This window comes from Bacillus sp. SD088, assembly GCF_017355205.1.
In the GTDB taxonomy this organism is placed as follows: domain Bacteria; phylum Bacillota; class Bacilli; order Bacillales; family Bacillaceae_C; genus Lederbergia.
This window is the reverse complement of record NZ_JADIJK010000001.1, coordinates 42,335-60,648: the sequence shown is the minus strand read 5'-3', so window position 1 is coordinate 60,648 and position 18,314 is coordinate 42,335. Positions and strand designations below refer to the sequence as shown.

The window sequence follows — 18,314 nt, the reverse complement described above, 5'->3', positions numbered from 1 at the left end:
ATTGTCAGGGCTCAATTATACGGTAAACCTCAGTGAAACATCTGAACGGTCAGTGTTTTTTCTCTCTTTTATTGTCATTTGATGTCCTTCCTAGTATAATTTATGAAGTGCATGTATCGATTATGGAATTTGAAAGGAAATTGTATGAAAGCTGCAATAACGGTTATTAAAGAGCAAATAGAGCATTTTTATCTTATTCGAAGATTGTCATTATATGAGTTAAAAAGCCAAAATAAAAGTAATTATTTAGGGATGATATGGGAATTTTTGAATCCTCTCATACAAGTGCTGATTTATTGGTTTGTATTTGGAAGTATCAGACAAAGGGCAGATATCGAAATTGCCCCCGGATTAGAAGTACCGTTCTCTTATTGGTTGTTTGGAGGCTTTGTTTTATGGACATTCTTTTATCAATCGACCATTCAAGGCTCTAAATCCATTTATTCAAGGTTGCGGATGTTGTCGAAGATGAATTTTCCGATGAGTGTCATTCCTAATATAGCATTGTTCTCTCAGTTTTATATCCATTTAGTTATATTGGGAATCGTCGTTATCATATTTCAATTCGCTGGTTTTTTCCTAAGCATCTATTTTTTACAGATATTTTATTTTATCTTTGCAGCATTCTGCTTAATGTTTTCCATATCCCTAATTACTTCGACATTGTCAACGATCATAAGGGATATTCATATGTTTTTGAATGCTACATTAAGAATGGTGCTCTATTTATCGCCAATCCTTTGGCAAGTAACGATTTTAGACGATCCGCTTCCAACACTTATGAAACTTAATCCGCTCTATTATTTAATTGAAGGATATCGGTCTGCATTATTTGGATTGGATTGGTATTTTATAGAGCATTGGCAATATGGTCTCTATTTCTGGGGGCTAGTGATTGTGCTATTTTTATTTGGGTCAACGATTCATGTTAAATTCAGAAGACATTTTATAGATTACTTATAATGGTTGTGACTGTGATGGAAAAATCAATAGTTGTAAAAAATATTACGAAGAAATATAAGCTATATAGTAATACGAAGGAACGGATCCTAGATCTTGTTACACCAAAAGACTATGGAGAAGATTTCTATGCTTTGACGGATGTTAGCTTTGAGGCGGAAAAAGGAGACATTGTTGGGTTTATCGGGATTAATGGCTCTGGAAAATCGACATTGTCCAATATTATTTCTGGGATCGTGCCAGAGACATCAGGTACAGTTACAGTTAATGGCCAAGCTGCTCTTATTGCCGTCTCTGCTGGATTAAAAGCAGATTTATCTGGAAGAGATAATATTGAATTAAAGCTCCTTATGCTTGGATTCAATAAAGAACAAATCAAAAAGCTGGAACCAGAAATCATTGAATTCGCAGAGCTAGGGAAATTTATTGATCAGCCGGTGAAGTCGTATTCCAGCGGCATGAAATCACGTCTTGGCTTTGCTATTTCGGTAAGTGTTGATCCTGATATCCTTATTATTGATGAAGCTCTTTCTGTAGGAGATAAGGCATTTGCAGAGAAAAGTCTTGAAAAAATGAAAGAGTTTAAGCAAAAGGGAAAAACGATGATTTTTGTCAGTCACTCGATTGGACAAATGAAGGAATTTTGTGAAAAGATCCTTTGGTTAGAATTTGGCATGGTCAAGGACTTTGGCTCTGTTGAGGAAGTACTGCCTAAATACGAGAAATTCTTAAAGGTATATAAGAAGATGCCTAAAAAAGAAAAAGATCAATATAGAGAAGACGCATTAAAAAACAGGCAAGGATCATATGATCTTCATACTAGTTAGAAAAGAACCGTGAGGTATTGAACTTCACGGTTCTTTTGTATGTCTTGAATGGGCTATAACTTTGTGGTGAAAGTTCATAACAGGTACTAACAACATCAATCATTAATTCAATGTACTTGTCGTCGAAATACTTTCCTGTAAAGAATTCCAGTAAATAGAGTTGGTTTCATAATTAAAGACCTGATCGAACTGACTGTCACCAAATAGTCGTCTAGCTTCCCGTTTAAATGACTGTTTATAATCGTGCTCCATTCTTTTATTAATGAATTTTCCATTAGAATTAAAATATTCAATTGCTGTGGCTTCTTCCAACGTTGTTGGCATAACACCGGCGTGGACGATAAGATTAATACTTGTTTTTAACTTTTTCAACATATCTAGTCTATCCTTATCTTGTTCCAATCCCTTTTTCAACATTACAGACACGGCACTATCGTCTTGTTTGAGTTCATTTAGATTAGAGATAAGACTATCAATTCCTGATTCATCCCTTAACATCCCGGCCAAATAAAGACAACTTTTTGCGGGCTTTTCCTTATCAACAAAATTTATTCCTTGATCCTCTTCATAGAAGAACCAGCGTACAGTTCTATCGGCTGCTCTTCCGTCATCATATGGGCAAAACCTTTCTTTTGCGTCTAAATAGCGTAAACTAGGTTTATTATTCTTGAGACAATCATCGACACTTGCAACCAATTGATTACTGGTTTTTACTACATTTCCAGGCAACTCATCTTCTGTTAAGTTTAAACCTCGCTCCTTAGTATACTCCTCTAGATCATAGAGATAATGAATGATCGGTCGTTCTGTGACGATGAAATCAAAGAATATACTAGAGTAATCAGTAATAAGTATATCAGCTATACTTAAAAGCTCGTTTGTTTGAATATCTGATGGCGGAACAATAATGTTATCCGGAAGTTTTATATCCTTTAACAAGCGATCTGAATCCGTATGGCTGCGAAACATGAGGTTCACATCAAGTTCTCCTAACAATTTTAAGTCATCAATCAGTTTCTTTGAATCGAACCAATTGTTTGTTTTAGAACTTCCACGCCAGGTTGGTGCATATAGAACTGTTTTTCTTGATGGCTCAAGCTTTAGCCTTGTTTTTATTTGATCCTTGATATTATCCGATGCATTAAGGGTGATGTCTATACGCGGATAACCAATTTTTGCAATTTGACCAGAGTTTATACCTTTTATTGAATAACTTTTTGGTTGTTTTTCAGCCATATAATCGTTGGGAACAATAATATGAGTGGCTTGAAGCAAATTGCGTGTGCCTCCCGCAACCCCAAGTGGGGTTCCCGCGCTGTCACGGCCCACTGTTTTATAAAATATTCCATGACTTGTCTGCAAATAAAGTTGATCAGGTTTGCGTACGACATAATCTGCAAATGTGTTATCACATATCAGATACTTAGCACTAGATATGTATCTAAAATAAGCATCCGAGCCTTTTTTTACGAAAATGATATTGTCCATAGATCTAAATTCGTCAGGTATAACTTGAAAAGATTCCACTACCCAAACATGAGTATAATCTTTAAAATTGATGTGGTTGTAGATATGCTTAAAAATAGCGTAAGGATTTCCCGTCATTTGTGAGCCATCCAAACTTTCATAAAAAACCATCTTATTGTCCAAAGGATAATGCTCATAACTGATGGCATAACGAACTCTGAGTTTTGTGATATTTTTTTTATAGAATCCTTGATCAATGATGTTGGGCTTGCTAAAAAGCTCAGCTTCTTTGTATGCTCTTAAGGACTCCTTAGTTTTCCCAAGTTGACTTAGAACAAAGCCCAATCGTCTATAATTTCCGGGGCGATGTTTTTCTTGGCGGGCAATTGCGCTTTCGAACCATTTCGCCGCATTTTGATAGTCTTTTAACTGCTCGTAACAATTCGCCAGTGCAAAGTTCCAGGGTGATCGAACTTTGTCTAATTTTAGGGCTTTTTTATAATATTCTAGGGCTTGTTCAGGTTGATTTATTCCATCCAGCATGGAAGCTATCTTAAATAGCAGTTCAGCATCGCTGCTATTTTGTGATAACTGATCCTCGTACGCTTCTAAGGCGAATTTCCATTGCTTAAAATATTCGTGGAAAACTCCTATTCCAAAACGTTGGCTTTTCAGTTTTTGATCCTGCTTGATGGCCTCAGTAAATGAGTCGGCAGCAGATTCAATCTTATTGTTCATAAGCTGCATTAATCCTAGCATGTAATATGCAAAAGCAAGCGATTGATCAACACATTTGTGGTCGAGATTCTTGATGGCCTGTTGAAAATGAGGTTCGGCATACTTGGGGGAGTTTAGCTTGTAGTAACATTCCCCCAATTGGTAGCTTGCCATTGAATCTTCTGGTTGTAACTTGAGATAGGCTTCAAAACTATTGGCAGACTCTTGCCAATGGTGAAGTTTAAAATATTCCAAAGCTAGCCTAAGCCAGGATTGTGAGTCGGTTGGATTTGCTCGCAAATATGCATCCAAACATGATGTGGCTTGAGCTGATTCACCTATTTTGATCAAACAATCAGCTTTACATTTGTAAAACTCTATAGCAGTGTTTTTATCCGCTAATTTGATAGCGTCGTTAATATGCTCCAGAGCTTGCTTCCACAACTTTTGGCGAAAAGCTAGATTTGACAAACGTTTGTGATAAGTGGGGGAGCCCTTATAGATTGGTGCTAACTTCTTAAGGTTACGGTACATGCCTGGTAAATTACTATTATTTGTATACACCTTGAAAGCCACATAATGGCGCGGTAGTTTGAGCAATCTTGTTAATTTGCTTGTTTTTTTCTTGGATATTTTTTCTGCCAAAACCAATACACTTCCATCCTGTATTAATTGTCACAAGTGTTACATTCGTTTTCGTCTCATATATTAAAGGTACGACCAACTAACAATGATCTTCTTTTGTACCTTATTTCTCTATATTGACATGACTTAAAAAACTTGCCCAAAACTTCGAGTCCCCAGCAAAGTCTATGGTTTTAACGAATTTCGAGTCTCCTAATGCCCGTCTGACCTCACGAGTAAATGCCCTGTTATAAGCTTTTTCCATCTCTTTACTTGTGAAATTATCGTGCTGATTATAATACTCTATCGCCTGGCGCTCTTGGAGCGTCATAATCATTCCTTCCATATAAGGGATGAACATGGTTTGCTCAGGAAGCAATTTAAATTGTTGAGTTTTCTCTGCTGATCCGGCTACGTTTGTTGGGATGAGAACATCGACGTTATATTTGGTAAGGTCTAACTCATTAATTTTTTTGAAAAATTCATCGGTTTTGTTGCCTGGCGTGAAGTCGCCGCCATAAACAAGTATAGAAGGCTTATTGCCGGTATTTACTAGTTTGACATGCTCAGTTTTCCCATGGAAAAACCAATCGATAACCCGCTCTGATACGTGCCCGTCTTCATGTGGACAAAATTGCTGTTTAGCAACCATATACTGTTTTGATGGTTTATAGTCAGCTTTTAGGTCTTTCTCTATTAATTTAGCAACTTCATCAATTGTATAAGCTATGTCACCAGGTAGTTCATCTACACCAAAATACAGACCACGAGTTTTAGTGTACTCTTCTAGATCATATAAGTAATGGATAACAGGTTTATCGGTTACTAAATAATCATAAAAAATACTGGAGTAATCAGTGATTAATAGATCAACTATCCCCAATAGCTTGTTACTATCTATGTTTGAGGGGACTACCTTAATATTGTTGAGTTTGCCTTTTATGTGCTTCTCTGACAAATGATGACCACGGAATATTAATTGAATGTCCAGCTTAGAAAGTTTCATCAGATCATTTTGTAGCTTAGAAACGTCATAAACATTGTTGGAATACGTGCCACGCCAGGTTGGAGCATATAGTACAATGGGTTTGTCTAAATTAACATCCAAATCATCGGCCAATTTGCGTTTTTCCAAGGAATCAATATTTATTGTAGCATCAATCCTTGGGTAACCTGTTTCTGCCATTTGCCCAGAATAAATGTTCTTAAACTGGTAACAGTCCGGTTGGGTATTCGACATATGTGGGTTTGGCGTCAGAATATTGGTAGTCGTCAAGAAAACCTTGTTAGCATTTTTAAAGCCCAGTGGAGACGCACTATCATGGCCACCTATAGTTTTATAAGCAGTACCATGCCATGTATCTAGTAGTTTCTGCTCTGGTTTACGAGTTATATGTTTTGGTAATTTTGAATTAGTAATTATAAATTTGGCACTAGAAGAATACCGCATATACAGATCAGTATCACGTTTTACAAATAAAATATTGCTAAAATTTCGGTACTCAGACGGTATATCATCAAGGTTTTTTATAGACCAAACGTGTGTATAGTTTTTAAATTCTTTGTCTTTCAGTAACTGCTGAAATAGCGCTAGCGGGTTACACATTAGCCGTGACCCAGCCATACTTTCATATAAAATTATTTTATCGTCTACTTGATAATATTCGTAACTAATCGCATATCGAGTAGCCGAGTTGTTGATATATTTTTCATAAAAATTGTTATTAATATCACTAGGACGACGAAACAAGTCAGCTTCTTGAAAGGCCACTAAAGCTTCACTTGACTTTCCTGACTTTTCCAACGCAAATCCAAGCCGACGGTACCATTCAGCATTATGTTTTTGCCGACGAGCGATCGCGCTACTATAGTATTTTGCTGCATTTTGATAATCTTTTAATTTTTCGTAGCAGTTAGCCAAGGAATAATGCCATTCCGCTCGAACTTTGTCTAATTCCAAAGCCTTTTCATAATACTCTAAGGCTTCTTCAGGTGCATGTAATCTTTTGTCTAATAACGAAGCTAATTTAAACTGTAGTTCTGCATCTTTTGCGTTTTGCTGCAATTGAGTTTTATATGCTTCTACAGCATATTCCCATTGCTTATAGTGTTCATGAAAAACACCGATGCCAAAGCGTTGTCCTTTTAATTTCTGATCCAGTTCAATGGCCTTATTATAGGACTGAAAAGCCTGTTCAAGATGATTATTATTATGTTGCATTAAACCTAGCCAGTAATAGGAGTTGGCAAGTGTTTGACCAACATGTTTATGATCAAGATTGTTTACAGCTTGTTGATATTTCTCCTCGGCATGCTGATAATCCTTCAGCTTGCGATAACATTCAGCCAATTGATAACTAGCCCTTGAATCTGCTGGATGTAACTTAAGATAAGATTCAAAGCTCTTTGCTGCATCTTTCCATTGGCGGAGCTTTTTATGTTCATTTGCCAACTTAAGCCAAGCCTGAACATCTTTTGGTTTAGTCGATAAATACTCATTTAGGCATGATATAGCTTTAGCCGATTCTCCTAAATGAATTAAACTTTCGGATTTATATACGTAATACCCATCGGGGGAATGGTCTCCTGCCAGCTGCATGGCGGTATTAATATGGTCTAATGCTTGCTTCCACTTCTTTTGACGGTAAGATAGCTTTGCCAAACGATAATAATAGTCAGTTTTATTCTTATACATAGGTTTCAATTTTAGCAGGTTTCGATACATCCCTTGTACATTGTCTCGTTTTGTATATATCTTTAGAGCTACATAGCGGGTCAACAAATTATCCATTTTATTTTTCATAAACAACGCACCTCTTACAATAAAAAAATTTTTGGTTTTTATTGAGCTTCCTAGTTTAACAAATTAGTCGATACAGCATGCTTTCAACAAAATTCTTTATGGGAAATAGTTTGAGACCAATATGATCCGTATATTGGTCTGCACCAAGCCTAATCTCAAGCGAACCCCAATGAATTAGATGTCAATTTCACATTCCAGCACATCTTCTTCCTAAATTTGTCTAGATTCCGGGTCAAGTTTGTTTCTACCTTTTACATACCGGTCACAAGTAATCTATATGGTCATTATAACTACATCCTTTTCAAAAGGAAAGGTTCCATTTATTCACTTGTGTTCAATGGAGGACGTGCGGGCTCACATAATAAGATTAGCTATAACTAAAAAAAGGAATAATTTGACTAGTCAAATTAGTTGAGATCAAAGGAAACATCTATGATCAATAAGGTTGAAGGACCTAAGCTAGAATATCCTATGTTTCGCCCTAAGAGAATTTTTATTCAGAAAAGTAGTTTCTCCGAATAGCAAAGATTTTCGCTTATGCTAGTTTATTGGTTCATTTGAACCATACTATCTATAATTAGTTGAAATTAGTCGAAAAGTATATGTTTTCAGACAAATTCAGATGTAGTATAATAGTTTGAATTCAGCTTTAGACTGGGGGTCTACTCATGAAAGAGTATAGCTTTGTTTTGTTATCAGGCGGTATTGGAAAACGGATGCAATTAAAGATACCTAAGCAATTTTTGCTATTGGCAGGGAAACCGATTTTTATTCATGTGTTAGAAAAGGTAGATGAGCTTCAGGAAATTCAGGAGATTCTGATACCTTGCCCAGCTGAGTTTTTGTTGAAAACGGAGGAAATTATTGAGGATTATGGTTTTTCAACATCGATTCATTGTATCGAAGGCGGGGTCACGAGGCAGGAATCTGTTTATAAGGCATTATGCGAGGCGGGCTATGAGAATGTGATGATCCATGAGGCCGTTCGTCCATTTGTGTCGATCGAAGAATTCCGCCAATTGCTTTACGATAGTAATGACAGCGCTATCTTCGGATTGGATATCCCATTTACAGTATTACAAGGTAAGGAACAGGTTGAGGGGAATTTGCAGCGTGATCAGCTTGTGAATGTACAATTACCTCATAAATATCCAACTAAACGGCTTTTGTACGCTCACGAATGTGCTCGTGAAGATGATTTAGAGTTTACCGAGGATGCCAGTTTATTTTTCCATTACTATCATTCTCCCATTTCGATATTAAAGGGAAGCGAATACAACATTAAAATTACAAAACCGATTGACCGCAAGATTGCGGAGGCAATTTACAAAGACACGATTTTAATGGAGGGTTCCTGATGACCAAAACATGTGTAATTACAGGTGCGAGTCGTGGTATTGGCAGGGCGATAGCGATTGAGTTAAGTAAAAGAGAGGATATTCGCCACTTTATTCTACTTGCAAGAACGGAAGAAGGATTAAAGGAAACTGTCAGCTTCATGCAACCTGGTAAAAATATCGAATTACTTGCAATCGATCTCACGAATTATAAAGAAGTTAGCGAGATTATCCAGATGGTCGGTGTACGATATGGTACCATTGATATGTTGGTAAATGTAGCTGGCTATGCCAATCCTAAATCTCTCTTGGAAACCTCTGTGGAAAATTGGGAAAAAACGTATCAAATTAATGTGCATTCAGTTTTTAATCTAACAAAAGAAGTCGTAAAATTCATGAAACGATCAGGCGGGCAGATTTTAAATGTCGCATCGACAGCTGGCAGCTCGGCAAGACCAGGATGGTTAGCCTATGCTTCTTCGAAAGCGGCTTTAATCAGTATGTCCCAGACTTTGTCGGAAGAACTATCTGAATATGGAATCCGTGTCTATTGTATTTCCCCAGGGCGTTGTGCAACGGAATTACGGAAGGTTTTAGCACCTGATGAGGATCCGACAACGATTATGCAACCAGAGCATGTTGGTGAGGTTGTGAATCTGCTTTTATCAGCTGATGGGATTTGTTTAGATGGACAAAATATCGTAGTGAGGAAGCAAGTCGTAAAGACATCAATTCCTCAGACAATGAAATAAGAATAAAATGACATCAATTGTTGAGGCGGTAAAGCATGAATGGAAAACTAATCGACATTATACAGATAATTCTTTTGCTCTTAATCTTGTTATCAGCCAATCATAAACTATTAAAAAAGGCGAAATTACTTGCAAAACGAACATTAGTAGTTTCTATCCACGCCTTTTCTAAAGCTGTCCCCAAAAAGCGTAATCTTGTTGTATTTGGTGGAGAAAATGGAAAAGGATTTAGAGGGAATACAAAATATTTATTTTTAGAAATAGCGAAAGATCCACAGTTAAATTGTGTCTGGATTTCAAAAAGTGATCAGGTTGTGACGCAATTAACAAAACAAGGCTATCAAGCGTACAAACACAACTCCCCTAAAGGGATCTATTATCAATTGCGAGCAAAATTGGTGATTCATTCTCATTCGATAAATGACGATTTTAGTAAGCCTTTCTTAGGAGGAGCCATTTCGTATAATACATGGCATGGTGTAGGGTTGAAAAAGGTATGGGGGGCTAATAAAAAAACTTTTTCCTATAAAATTCTTCATGAAAAAAGTTGGCTTAAGCGTTATTTCGGAAGCTTTGTGGTAAAAACGAACCAAGCAAAAACCAATTATGTCGTATCAACAAGTAATGCCGTCTCTTCCTATTATCCGGAAACCTTTTTGGTACCGGAAAGCCATGTCATTCAAATGGGACAAGTGCGAAATGATGTGTTTTTCAAGGAAACGCAAGAGGATTTACTAATCCCCGAATGGATTCGACGGCAAAAAGTAATTATGTATATGCCAACACACCGAAATTTTGGGAAGTTAGAGACAGATATTAATCTTGTATTTGATTTTCAGAAATTAAATCAATTATGTGCTGAAAAGGGATATATATTTTTAGTGAAACGACATATGTATAGTAGTGGTCAAGTGCCAAGTATCTATGAAAATATTATTGATATTAGTGAAGAGGATTATGATCCACAGCTTTTATTAAAATATACGGATATTTTGTTAACAGATTATTCGAGCTGTTATACGGATTATCTATTACTAGATCGCCCGGTGCTATTTTATAGTTATGATCTCAATGTATATTTACAAAAATCAAATGAGATGTATTTTAATTATTTTGATGTGACCCCAGGTCCAAAAGTAAATGATTTTTCGCATTTACTAAAGGAATTAGAGGGGGCGATGGAGGATCCGACTTGTTATGCGGAAGAGCGTGACCGAGTGCTCAATATTTTCTATGCAAAGGAAAATCAGGGAGAAGTATTGCAAAAGCAGGTTCGGTATATCATGGAGCATTTATTACGGTGACGAAAATATAAGGTGAGAGGTAGGCCGTGTATGAGTTTTCTCAAGCTAGTACCTACAATTGTTGTAAAATATATATTAAGAACCTTTTATAGTGTGTTCTGCCTATGTTTTCGAATAGATTCACATAAAGTGACGTTTGCCTCTTACAGAGCAAATCAACTTCAGGACAATTTGGCTTATATCCATAAAGAGATGCGGGAAAGCTATCCTGAATATAAGCCACACTATCTTTTTAAAAAAATGGATGGGACTGTGTTTGGAAAGCTACTGTACATTTTCCATATGATTCATGCGATCTTTCATCTTGCCACGTCCCGTTATTTTATTATTGATGATTTTTATTTTCCGATTTATGTGATTAAACCGCGAAAAGGAGTCGATATCATTCAATTATGGCATAGTGCGGGAGCATTAAAGAAGTTCGGCTTAAGTACGGTAGGAAAACCATTTGGCCCTAGTCCCGAGTATTTAAAACATGTTGCCATTCATGGGAATTACACAAAAGCTTATGTGAGTTCCAGAGAAGTGGTCCCTTATTTTGCGGAGGCCTTTAATATGCCAACGGAAAATATATACCCTCTCGGAATCCCGCGGACTGATTATTTTTATGCAAAGGAAATGATCGAGGATTTACAGGCGAATTTTGAACAGGTTTACCCTGGGATAAAGGGGAAAAAGCTCATTTTATATGCCCCTACCTTTAGAGGGAAAAGTCATGCAAAAGCAGACTTTCGGATGCCTTTTGATGTTGAGAAGATGAAGAAAGCGCTAGGGAAGACACACGCTTTGCTGGTTCGTCTTCATCCTTATATGCGTGGCGAATTTGTATTAGAAGGGGAAGGCTTCGCCTACCACGTAAAAGATGCATTTTCCATTCAGGAACTCCTCGCCTTATCCGATTTACTTATTACGGACTACTCGACCGTTTTCTTTGACTATAGCTTACTTGGGCGCCCGATGATTTTTTATCCTTATGATTTGGAGGAGTACATCCGCAGTCGTGATTTTTATTATTCCTATGAAGATATGATCCCAGGTCCGATGGCGGCAGACACGGTAACGTTAATTCAGCTTATTCAGAACCAAGATGAGACAAAGGATGACATCGCTCAATTCCGCAATCGTTTCTTCGATCATCAAGACGGCCACTCAGCAAAGCGAATCGCCCAACATATATTTGGATGAAAAAGCCTTGGAGAGGGCTTTTTTTATTGTTAAACCCATAATTCTATTAAGAACCTCATTTATTGAGCAAAGGAGCCCATTCAGTACATAAAGAAGCCCATAACTTGTTCAGAAAGCCCATACTATCTCTGAAGGAACCCATAAATCGTCTATGGACCCATTTCCATTCTGAACCCTATATTTCTAAAAGGAGACCCAATCTCGCATGGTAGCTTTTGTTAGATGGATCCACCCAGAACTGGGACGTATTGCCCCTAATAGCTAATAAATTTATCCCGATGGCAGGCAATTGGATGATATTGATTTCGTCGATAAAGTTACGCAAATTTTACATGAAACAGGTTTAGATCCAAAATGGCTTGAACTGGAAGTAACAGAAAGTGTATTTGCCGATAACGAGCGGGCCTTCCAAAGTGCTGCAAGAGATCAGAGAATTGGGTGTGTAAATTTCGATCGATGACTTTGGAACAGGCTATAGTTCATTTAGTTATATAAAGCATCTTCCTGTAGATACATTAAAAGTTGATGCTTCTTTTATAGAAGATATCGCTTAAAATCAGCAGAGCAAAGCCATCGTGAAAGCCGTCTTAACATTGGCGCAAAAACTAGGATTAAACGTCATTGCTGAAGGTATTGAAACGAAAGAACAAATGGCCACTCTTCGTAAGGATGGTTGTAAGATTGGACAAGGCTATTACCTTAGTAAACCTCTGTCGAATGTAGATTTTGAAGAACGTCTGAAAAATTCAGGATAACATTAAAGTGAGCACTTTACGTAATCTGTAAAGTGCTCTTTTCAGGGGGCTTCGGATATCGAATCCAAAGTACGAATGTTCCATAGTTCAAAAAAGGAAAAAGCTGTCGGTGTGCTATTTTTAGGATCTTAATCAAACGTTTGATTAAGAAGGGAACGGAAGGGTTATGGATCGTTTCGCTGGTAAAGTGGGGGCATTAAAGCATCGTGGAATACCTGTGCAACGAAAAAATGCCTTATTTGGGATTGGAAAATTTGAAAAAGCTTGTGGAGGAAATGAAAAACGATAATCCATATGAATGGTTCGACCTGAAGAAACAGAAAAATCACGTAGCAATTGGGAAATTCAAATGACCTCCACAGACGGGAAAATACAGACGAAAATTCCAGGGAACATAGAGGTCAAATATTATATGAAGAAATTCTGGTGGGTTGTGCTCCCGATCATCCTCTTTATTATGATTGGTTTGCTATCAAGGAGAAGGAAAAAATAGCCAAGGCAGTTCAGAACGCTTTGGCTATTGTATTTATCAAAGCTCTTTTTTCAGTTCCATGATATGGTCTTTCGTGAGACCTGTAGATTCAACAATCAAATCTATTTCCAGATTATTTTTTAATAGCTTCCGGGCAACGGCCTCTATTTTTTGTTTAGCCTCTTTTTCCTTACGAGCCACTTCTTCAGCTTTCTGGGTAAATTCCTTTTTGATCTTTGCAAGATCGGATTTTTCTTGCACAACCCTCTTTTTGTCTTGCTCTAACTCCCTTTTGTTTTGTTCAAATTCATTTCTTCCTCGTTCCAAATCTTTCCTTCTCTGTTCAACTTCTTTTTTTCCAAGTTCAATCTCCTCAGCCATCGACTCCATATCTTGTCGGAAGGATTCGTCATCGATAATTCGTTTCATTCTGGAGGTATAGGCAATGTACTGTTCTTGGTTTAGACTTAATTTTTCCCAATCTTCAAAGGCTGTGCGTAATGATTCATCTTCCATGGAAATCTCCTCCAATTCTGCAAAAATATCATCATACTGTTTCCCGTTTCTATGATCGACCACACCAAGCATTAAAAGCCATCTTGCTAAAATATCATTCCATGGGTCTAGTTTATCATCTTTCCAATCTTTAAGTAACTTCCCCATTTCAAGGAAATGGAATTCCAACACATCAGTCAATTGAAATCGGTCTTCATCTTCGTATAAATGGTAAGATGTGTGAAAGCGCTCCGTTTCAGAAAAAAGATTGAAATTAAGAATGTTTATGGCAATAACAGGTCTTAATTGTTTATAATTCATACTTTTCATCAAGGGAGTCTTATACACATCAGACCAATAGTAAATAGAGCGTTTAATCATATCAAACTTGTTTGTAAATTGAATTTCAATGTTAATCCATTCATCTGCATTCGTTACAGCTAATAAATCCAATCTTGACTCTTTATCATCCTTATATTCTCTGCTTGATTCTGTATTTTGAAAGGTAATATCTACAATCTGATTCCTATTGGTTTTTTGTAAAATAGCGTTAAGGAATTTAATCGTAATGACTTTATTTCGGTCATTTCCAAATAATTGCTTAAAAGCATAATCCACCTTCAAATCCATTAAGCGCTCGAGCGGAATTCTTTTCAATAATTTTGTTGGAGAATTTGTCTTGAGGGATTGTTTTCTCTTGAGGTAGTTATTTCGTTCCTCCTTAATCATGAAAGATGAAATCGTTTGCCTTTTATTTGTGAATACCATCTTATCACAGCCTTTACCATAAATGAGGCCTGACTAGGAAGTAATTCCTATAAAAAGAATAACACACAACAATTTAGAGAACGAGGGTTCCTTTTTGTCTTTTTTCGACAAAATTCGGGGCGTGTCAGGCACCATTATATTTATTGGAGAATTGGGGCATACTGTGATCGGGAATATTTTGCAAATATTGCCCGGGAAATGGAAAGTTTCCCAAATTTCGACGATTGGGGGTATCAATAGATTTTGAATAAAAAGGTTCTGAAGCGAAAAGTCAATTATTTGCTGAATCCGATGACGAATTTTCTGCTTAAGGGAAATCATCGGCGGGTGAATCAGTATGCGTATTTTTATGAGAAGATGCCGATTAAGGAAAATACGATTTTATATGAGAGTCGTGATGGAAATAGTATGACGGATAGTCCATATGCAATGTTTCGTTTTATGCTCGAGCACCCAGACTTTCAGAACTATACTCATATATGGTCGATTGAAAATGTGGAAGCTCTTGAGCTAGTGATGGCAAGATTTAGATCTTATCCGAATGTGAAGTTTGTGAAGCGCCATTCGCGCGCCTATCTACAGGCTTTGGCTACTTGCGCTTATTTGGTGAATAATTCTACCTTCCCTTCTTATTATCTCTCGAAAAAGGGTCAGATTTATGTGAACACATGGCACGGAACACCCTTAAAAAGGATGGGCTATGATATTCCAGGGGATCCTTCAAATTCGCAAAATGTCGTGCGGAATTTTTTGAGCACAGATTACATATTAAGTCCAAATCCTCATACAACTAAAATTTTCATGGATAGTTATAAGTTAGATGGTTTATATACAGGTGAGATTATGGAAGAGGGATACCCTAGAATCGATTTTACAGTAAATGGAAACCCGCAGGCTGTGTGTGAACAGTTACGTGAGATCGGATTAACACTTGATAGTGGGAAGCAGACCGTGTTATACGCACCGACATGGAAAGGGACGGATGTCGGCAAGGTCAATGATGATGTGCTTCAGATTCATGCCGATATTCAAACGTTAGTGAAAAGAGTCGGTGATCAATACAATTTTCTGATTAAAGTTCATCCTTTCATATATAAAAAGGCTGTGAAATATCCGGAAATCCAAGATCGCCTCATTCCCGATTATTTCGAAACGAATGAACTGCTTGCGGCTGTAGATCTATTAATAACCGATTATTCGAGTATTTTCTTTGATTATCTTGTAACCAATAAGCCGATTCTTTTTTACACTTGGGATTTAGATGTGTATAACGAGGAGCGTGGGCAATATATACATCAGGACGAACTACCGGGGCCATTGCTTTTTAATATAAGAGAACTGGCAGAAGCGATTGAAAATATCGAGACCATTCAAACTTCCTTTCAAGAAAAATATGAAAAAGCGAAACAGCGGTTTACGGGTCATGATGATGGGCAAGTGACAGAGCGGGTTGTTTCCTATATTTTTCAAAAAAAGGGAAAATTGAATACTATCACCGATCTTCAGACGAAAAAGGAAAAGATCCTTATTTATCCAGGCGGCATGCGAAATAATGGGATCACTTCATCTTTCCTGAATTTGATGAATAATATCGATTATGATCGCTATGATGTAACATGCTTCACAGCGGCACCACAGTCCTCAGAGACATTGAATAATATAAAAAAGGTTCATCCGAACGTGCGGATGCTTTTTAAACCAGGTTTACCTGTGTACACGTTTTTTGAAGTGTATCAGGATAAGCTTGTTCATAATCGTGGGAAAAACGGACTTTTGGCCAATCGCTTATTCCCAGAGCAAGCCTTTGTGAGAGAACATCGCCGTTTGTTTGGAAAAGCGCAATTTGATTATGTGATCGATTTCAGTGGGTACAGCTTATATTGGGCTAAATATTTATTGCCCGCTGAAGCGAAACAGAAGATATGTTTCATGCATAGCGATTTATGGGCGGATAGTGAGAGAAATGTACATGGAAAAAGACCACATCGGATTAATTTACGCGGATTATTTTCAGTCTATGATCAATTTGATAAAATTGTCGGCGTTTCGAAAGTGAATATGGAAGTGAATCGAAAAAACTTACTTAAATATGCGGATGATGAAAAATTTGATTATGTTATGAATTCGCTTCATGCTGAAAGAATCCTAGGGGACGACCTTGAGGAAGAAGTCAAAGAAGAAGGGACAGTAGAAAATTTTAAGGCACGAGCTATTTTAAAAAAGGGCAGCCAAGTTTGGAACACCCTGCCTTTTCGTAAAGAAGCCAAGTTGTTCTCGCAGGGAGAAGACAAAGAAGTTTCCATATCTAGAAAAGTAATAGATGATACGCATATGTATTATAAGTGTCACGATCAACACCAAGTCATTGGTTGGGTAAAAGCTGATTCGATTGAATTTATGGCAGATACCATTTTACAAGAAAAAGAGGTCAATCAGATCGGTAAAGTGACCAGCCCAAAAGGAAATCAGATTTGGTCGAAGCCTTACCAAGTGTCTGGATGTGAGCGAGTGTCAGGTAGTGCGGATTATCAAGGATTACTTGTTGAGATTGATCAAGAGGCGAAAACACAGCACGGAACTTATTGCCAAATTGCTGTGAATGGGATCACAATCGGTTGGATTGATCAAAAAGCATTACATGTATTCACATCCTGTAGTCTGACGGAAGGACAAACTGCGATTGAAAAAGCACAAATTACTGCGAAAAGAAGGTTATTAAAGGCAAGAAATGAACAGCAAAATCGAGAAATCGTACGAAACCTACAAAATCGTGCCTTAAAGGAAGCAAAAATTGTCAAACCTGTTTTTGCTTATATTGCCAAACCGGGAGAGCATCTAATTTGGACTCACGCCTATCCGCATTGGAAAGCAGAAGCGATGGGACCTGCGAAATGGTTGGAAGGTGAGGTAGTTACCATTCGCGCTATGATTGAAACAAGGGCAGGCCGTTTTTACTTGTTTTACAAAGATGAGAAAAAAGTGGGCTGGTTGGATGGACGCGCCTTTGAAAAAATCACTCGTCCTACATTGATTCGAGAGCGGGAAGTATCTCAAGTAGCGGAATTGAGGTTGGATGGGAACCGAGCAATTTGGTCCAAACCATATGGGTTAGAAGGAGCTAAAAGGGTTGCCGATTTTCAAGCATATAATGGAAAAACGGTCAAAGTGGATCGTGAAGCCATTACGCAAAAAGGGCGATCTGCCCATATCTTGATAGATGATCGTGAACTAGGCTGGGTGAATCGCAAGGCTTTAAGGGTAAAAACAGAATTTGGTTTTGTAGTGGACGGCCGCTATATACCTGAACCAGATACGGAAAAAATCAATTTTGTCCATATGGGGCGACTATCCCCGGAAAAAGGGCAAGATCAACTGATTCAAGCCTTCGCCCGATTTCATAAGCAATCCCCTAAAAGTACGTTATACATCATGGGGGAGGGAGCTTTAAAAAAGGATTTGCAAAAACTAATAGACGAACTGGGCGTCGTGAATGCCGTCTACCTATTAGGGCAAGTGGAAAATCCCTTTACTTTAATGAAAAAATGCGATGCCTTTATTTTATCCTCCCATTATGAAGGGCAGCCTATGGTGCTACTGGAAGCGATGACCCTAGGAATGACCATTATCGCAACCGATATCGTCGCTAATCGCAACGTGCTCGCCAATGGAAAATATGGCCTCCTTGTTGAAAATAGTGTCGAAGGATTAGAAAAGGGCATGCACCAAGTAACAGACTTCCAACCAGCCCCCTTCGACTACCAATACTATAACGAAATGGCCATGGAAACCTTTTATAAAGGATTAAAATAGCAACCGGCCTGGGCCGGTTGTTTTGCTTATATATAGTG

The 18,314-nt window shown here is 37.6% G+C and carries 12 protein-coding genes and 1 pseudogene; 10 read left to right on the top strand and 3 right to left on the bottom strand.

Annotated elements, in window-relative coordinates; genetic code table 11:
• Positions 1-144: 144 nt before the first annotated feature.
• Both IPU53_RS00240 and tagH read left to right on the top strand, forming a co-directional pair.
• A complete protein-coding gene (locus tag IPU53_RS00240) occupies positions 145-963 on the top strand; it encodes an ABC transporter permease (RefSeq protein ID WP_207446192.1) in 819 nt (272 codons plus the stop codon).
• A gap of 14 nt (positions 964-977) precedes the next feature.
• On the top strand, positions 978-1,787 hold the full coding sequence (gene tagH, locus IPU53_RS00235) for a teichoic acids export ABC transporter ATP-binding subunit TagH (protein ID WP_207446190.1): 810 nt from the start codon (positions 978-980) through the stop codon (positions 1,785-1,787).
• A 102-nt stretch (positions 1,788-1,889) separates the two neighbouring features.
• Here the strand turns inward: tagH and IPU53_RS00230 are convergent, their stop codons facing one another.
• Together IPU53_RS00230 and IPU53_RS00225 are read right to left on the bottom strand one after the other, a co-directional pair.
• Complete coding sequence (locus IPU53_RS00230) at positions 1,890-4,622, bottom strand: CDP-glycerol glycerophosphotransferase family protein (protein ID WP_207446188.1); 2,733 nt, start codon at positions 4,620-4,622, stop codon at positions 1,890-1,892.
• Between the two features lie 97 nt (positions 4,623-4,719).
• A complete protein-coding gene (locus IPU53_RS00225) occupies positions 4,720-7,398 on the bottom strand; it encodes a CDP-glycerol glycerophosphotransferase family protein (protein WP_207446186.1) in 2,679 nt (892 codons plus the stop codon).
• Between the two features lie 668 nt (positions 7,399-8,066).
• Between IPU53_RS00225 and IPU53_RS00220 the strand changes: the two genes are divergently transcribed.
• The 7 genes and pseudogenes from IPU53_RS00220 (at position 8,067) to IPU53_RS25205 (ending at position 13,020) form a co-directional block, all read left to right on the top strand.
• Positions 8,067-8,756 (top strand): IspD/TarI family cytidylyltransferase, encoded by a 690-nt coding sequence (locus IPU53_RS00220; protein WP_207446185.1) that lies wholly within the window; start codon positions 8,067-8,069, stop codon positions 8,754-8,756.
• Positions 8,756-9,487 carry an SDR family oxidoreductase gene (locus tag IPU53_RS00215; RefSeq protein WP_207446184.1) on the top strand — a complete coding sequence of 244 codons (732 nt, stop codon included), beginning with the start codon at positions 8,756-8,758 and terminating at the stop codon, positions 9,485-9,487. The genes IPU53_RS00220 and IPU53_RS00215 overlap by 1 nt, the downstream gene beginning before the upstream one ends.
• 35 nt (positions 9,488-9,522) lie before the next feature.
• The gene (locus IPU53_RS00210; protein WP_207446183.1) at positions 9,523-10,791 is read left to right on the top strand and encodes a CDP-glycerol glycerophosphotransferase family protein; all 1,269 of its coding nucleotides are present in this window, start codon (positions 9,523-9,525) and stop codon (positions 10,789-10,791) included.
• A gap of 30 nt (positions 10,792-10,821) precedes the next feature.
• Complete coding sequence (locus IPU53_RS00205) at positions 10,822-11,976, top strand: CDP-glycerol glycerophosphotransferase family protein (protein WP_207446182.1); 1,155 nt, start codon at positions 10,822-10,824, stop codon at positions 11,974-11,976.
• A gap of 289 nt (positions 11,977-12,265) precedes the next feature.
• Entirely contained in the window at positions 12,266-12,436 is a 171-nt protein-coding gene (locus tag IPU53_RS24755; protein WP_242697962.1) for a hypothetical protein, read from the top strand.
• Positions 12,423-12,731: pseudogene (locus tag IPU53_RS24750) on the top strand (EAL domain-containing protein). The gene IPU53_RS24755 and the pseudogene IPU53_RS24750 overlap by 14 nt, the downstream one beginning before the upstream one ends.
• Before the next feature lie 166 nt (positions 12,732-12,897).
• Positions 12,898-13,020: a hypothetical protein gene (locus IPU53_RS25205; protein WP_278253218.1), complete on the top strand. Its 123-nt coding sequence runs from the start codon at positions 12,898-12,900 to the stop codon at positions 13,018-13,020.
• Positions 13,021-13,260: 240 nt separating this feature from the next.
• Here IPU53_RS25205 and IPU53_RS00195 read toward each other — a convergent pair whose 3' ends face one another.
• A complete protein-coding gene (locus IPU53_RS00195) occupies positions 13,261-14,466 on the bottom strand; it encodes an Rpn family recombination-promoting nuclease/putative transposase (protein WP_242697961.1) in 1,206 nt (401 codons plus the stop codon).
• A gap of 243 nt (positions 14,467-14,709) precedes the next feature.
• Between IPU53_RS00195 and IPU53_RS00190 the strand changes: the two genes are divergently transcribed.
• Complete coding sequence (locus IPU53_RS00190) at positions 14,710-18,276, top strand: CDP-glycerol glycerophosphotransferase family protein (protein WP_207446176.1); 3,567 nt, start codon at positions 14,710-14,712, stop codon at positions 18,274-18,276.
• The last annotated feature ends 38 nt before the right edge of the window (positions 18,277-18,314 follow it).

Bases quoted from the DNA above. Each gene is read 5' to 3' on its own strand.
- IPU53_RS00215 (WP_207446184.1), top strand. From the start codon at position 8,756: ATGACCAAAACATGTGTAATTACAGGTGCGAGTCGTGGTATTGGCAGG.
- IPU53_RS00195 (WP_242697961.1), bottom strand. From the start codon at position 14,466: ATGGTATTCACAAATAAAAGGCAAACGATTTCATCTTTCATGATTAAG.
- IPU53_RS00225 (WP_207446186.1), bottom strand. From the start codon at position 7,398: ATGAAAAATAAAATGGATAATTTGTTGACCCGCTATGTAGCTCTAAAG.
- IPU53_RS00240 (WP_207446192.1), top strand. From the start codon at position 145: ATGAAAGCTGCAATAACGGTTATTAAAGAGCAAATAGAGCATTTTTAT.
- IPU53_RS00210 (WP_207446183.1), top strand. From the start codon at position 9,523: ATGAATGGAAAACTAATCGACATTATACAGATAATTCTTTTGCTCTTA.
- tagH (WP_207446190.1), top strand. From the start codon at position 978: ATGGAAAAATCAATAGTTGTAAAAAATATTACGAAGAAATATAAGCTA.
- IPU53_RS00220 (WP_207446185.1), top strand. From the start codon at position 8,067: ATGAAAGAGTATAGCTTTGTTTTGTTATCAGGCGGTATTGGAAAACGG.
- IPU53_RS25205 (WP_278253218.1), top strand. From the start codon at position 12,898: ATGGATCGTTTCGCTGGTAAAGTGGGGGCATTAAAGCATCGTGGAATA.
- IPU53_RS00205 (WP_207446182.1), top strand. From the start codon at position 10,822: ATGAGTTTTCTCAAGCTAGTACCTACAATTGTTGTAAAATATATATTA.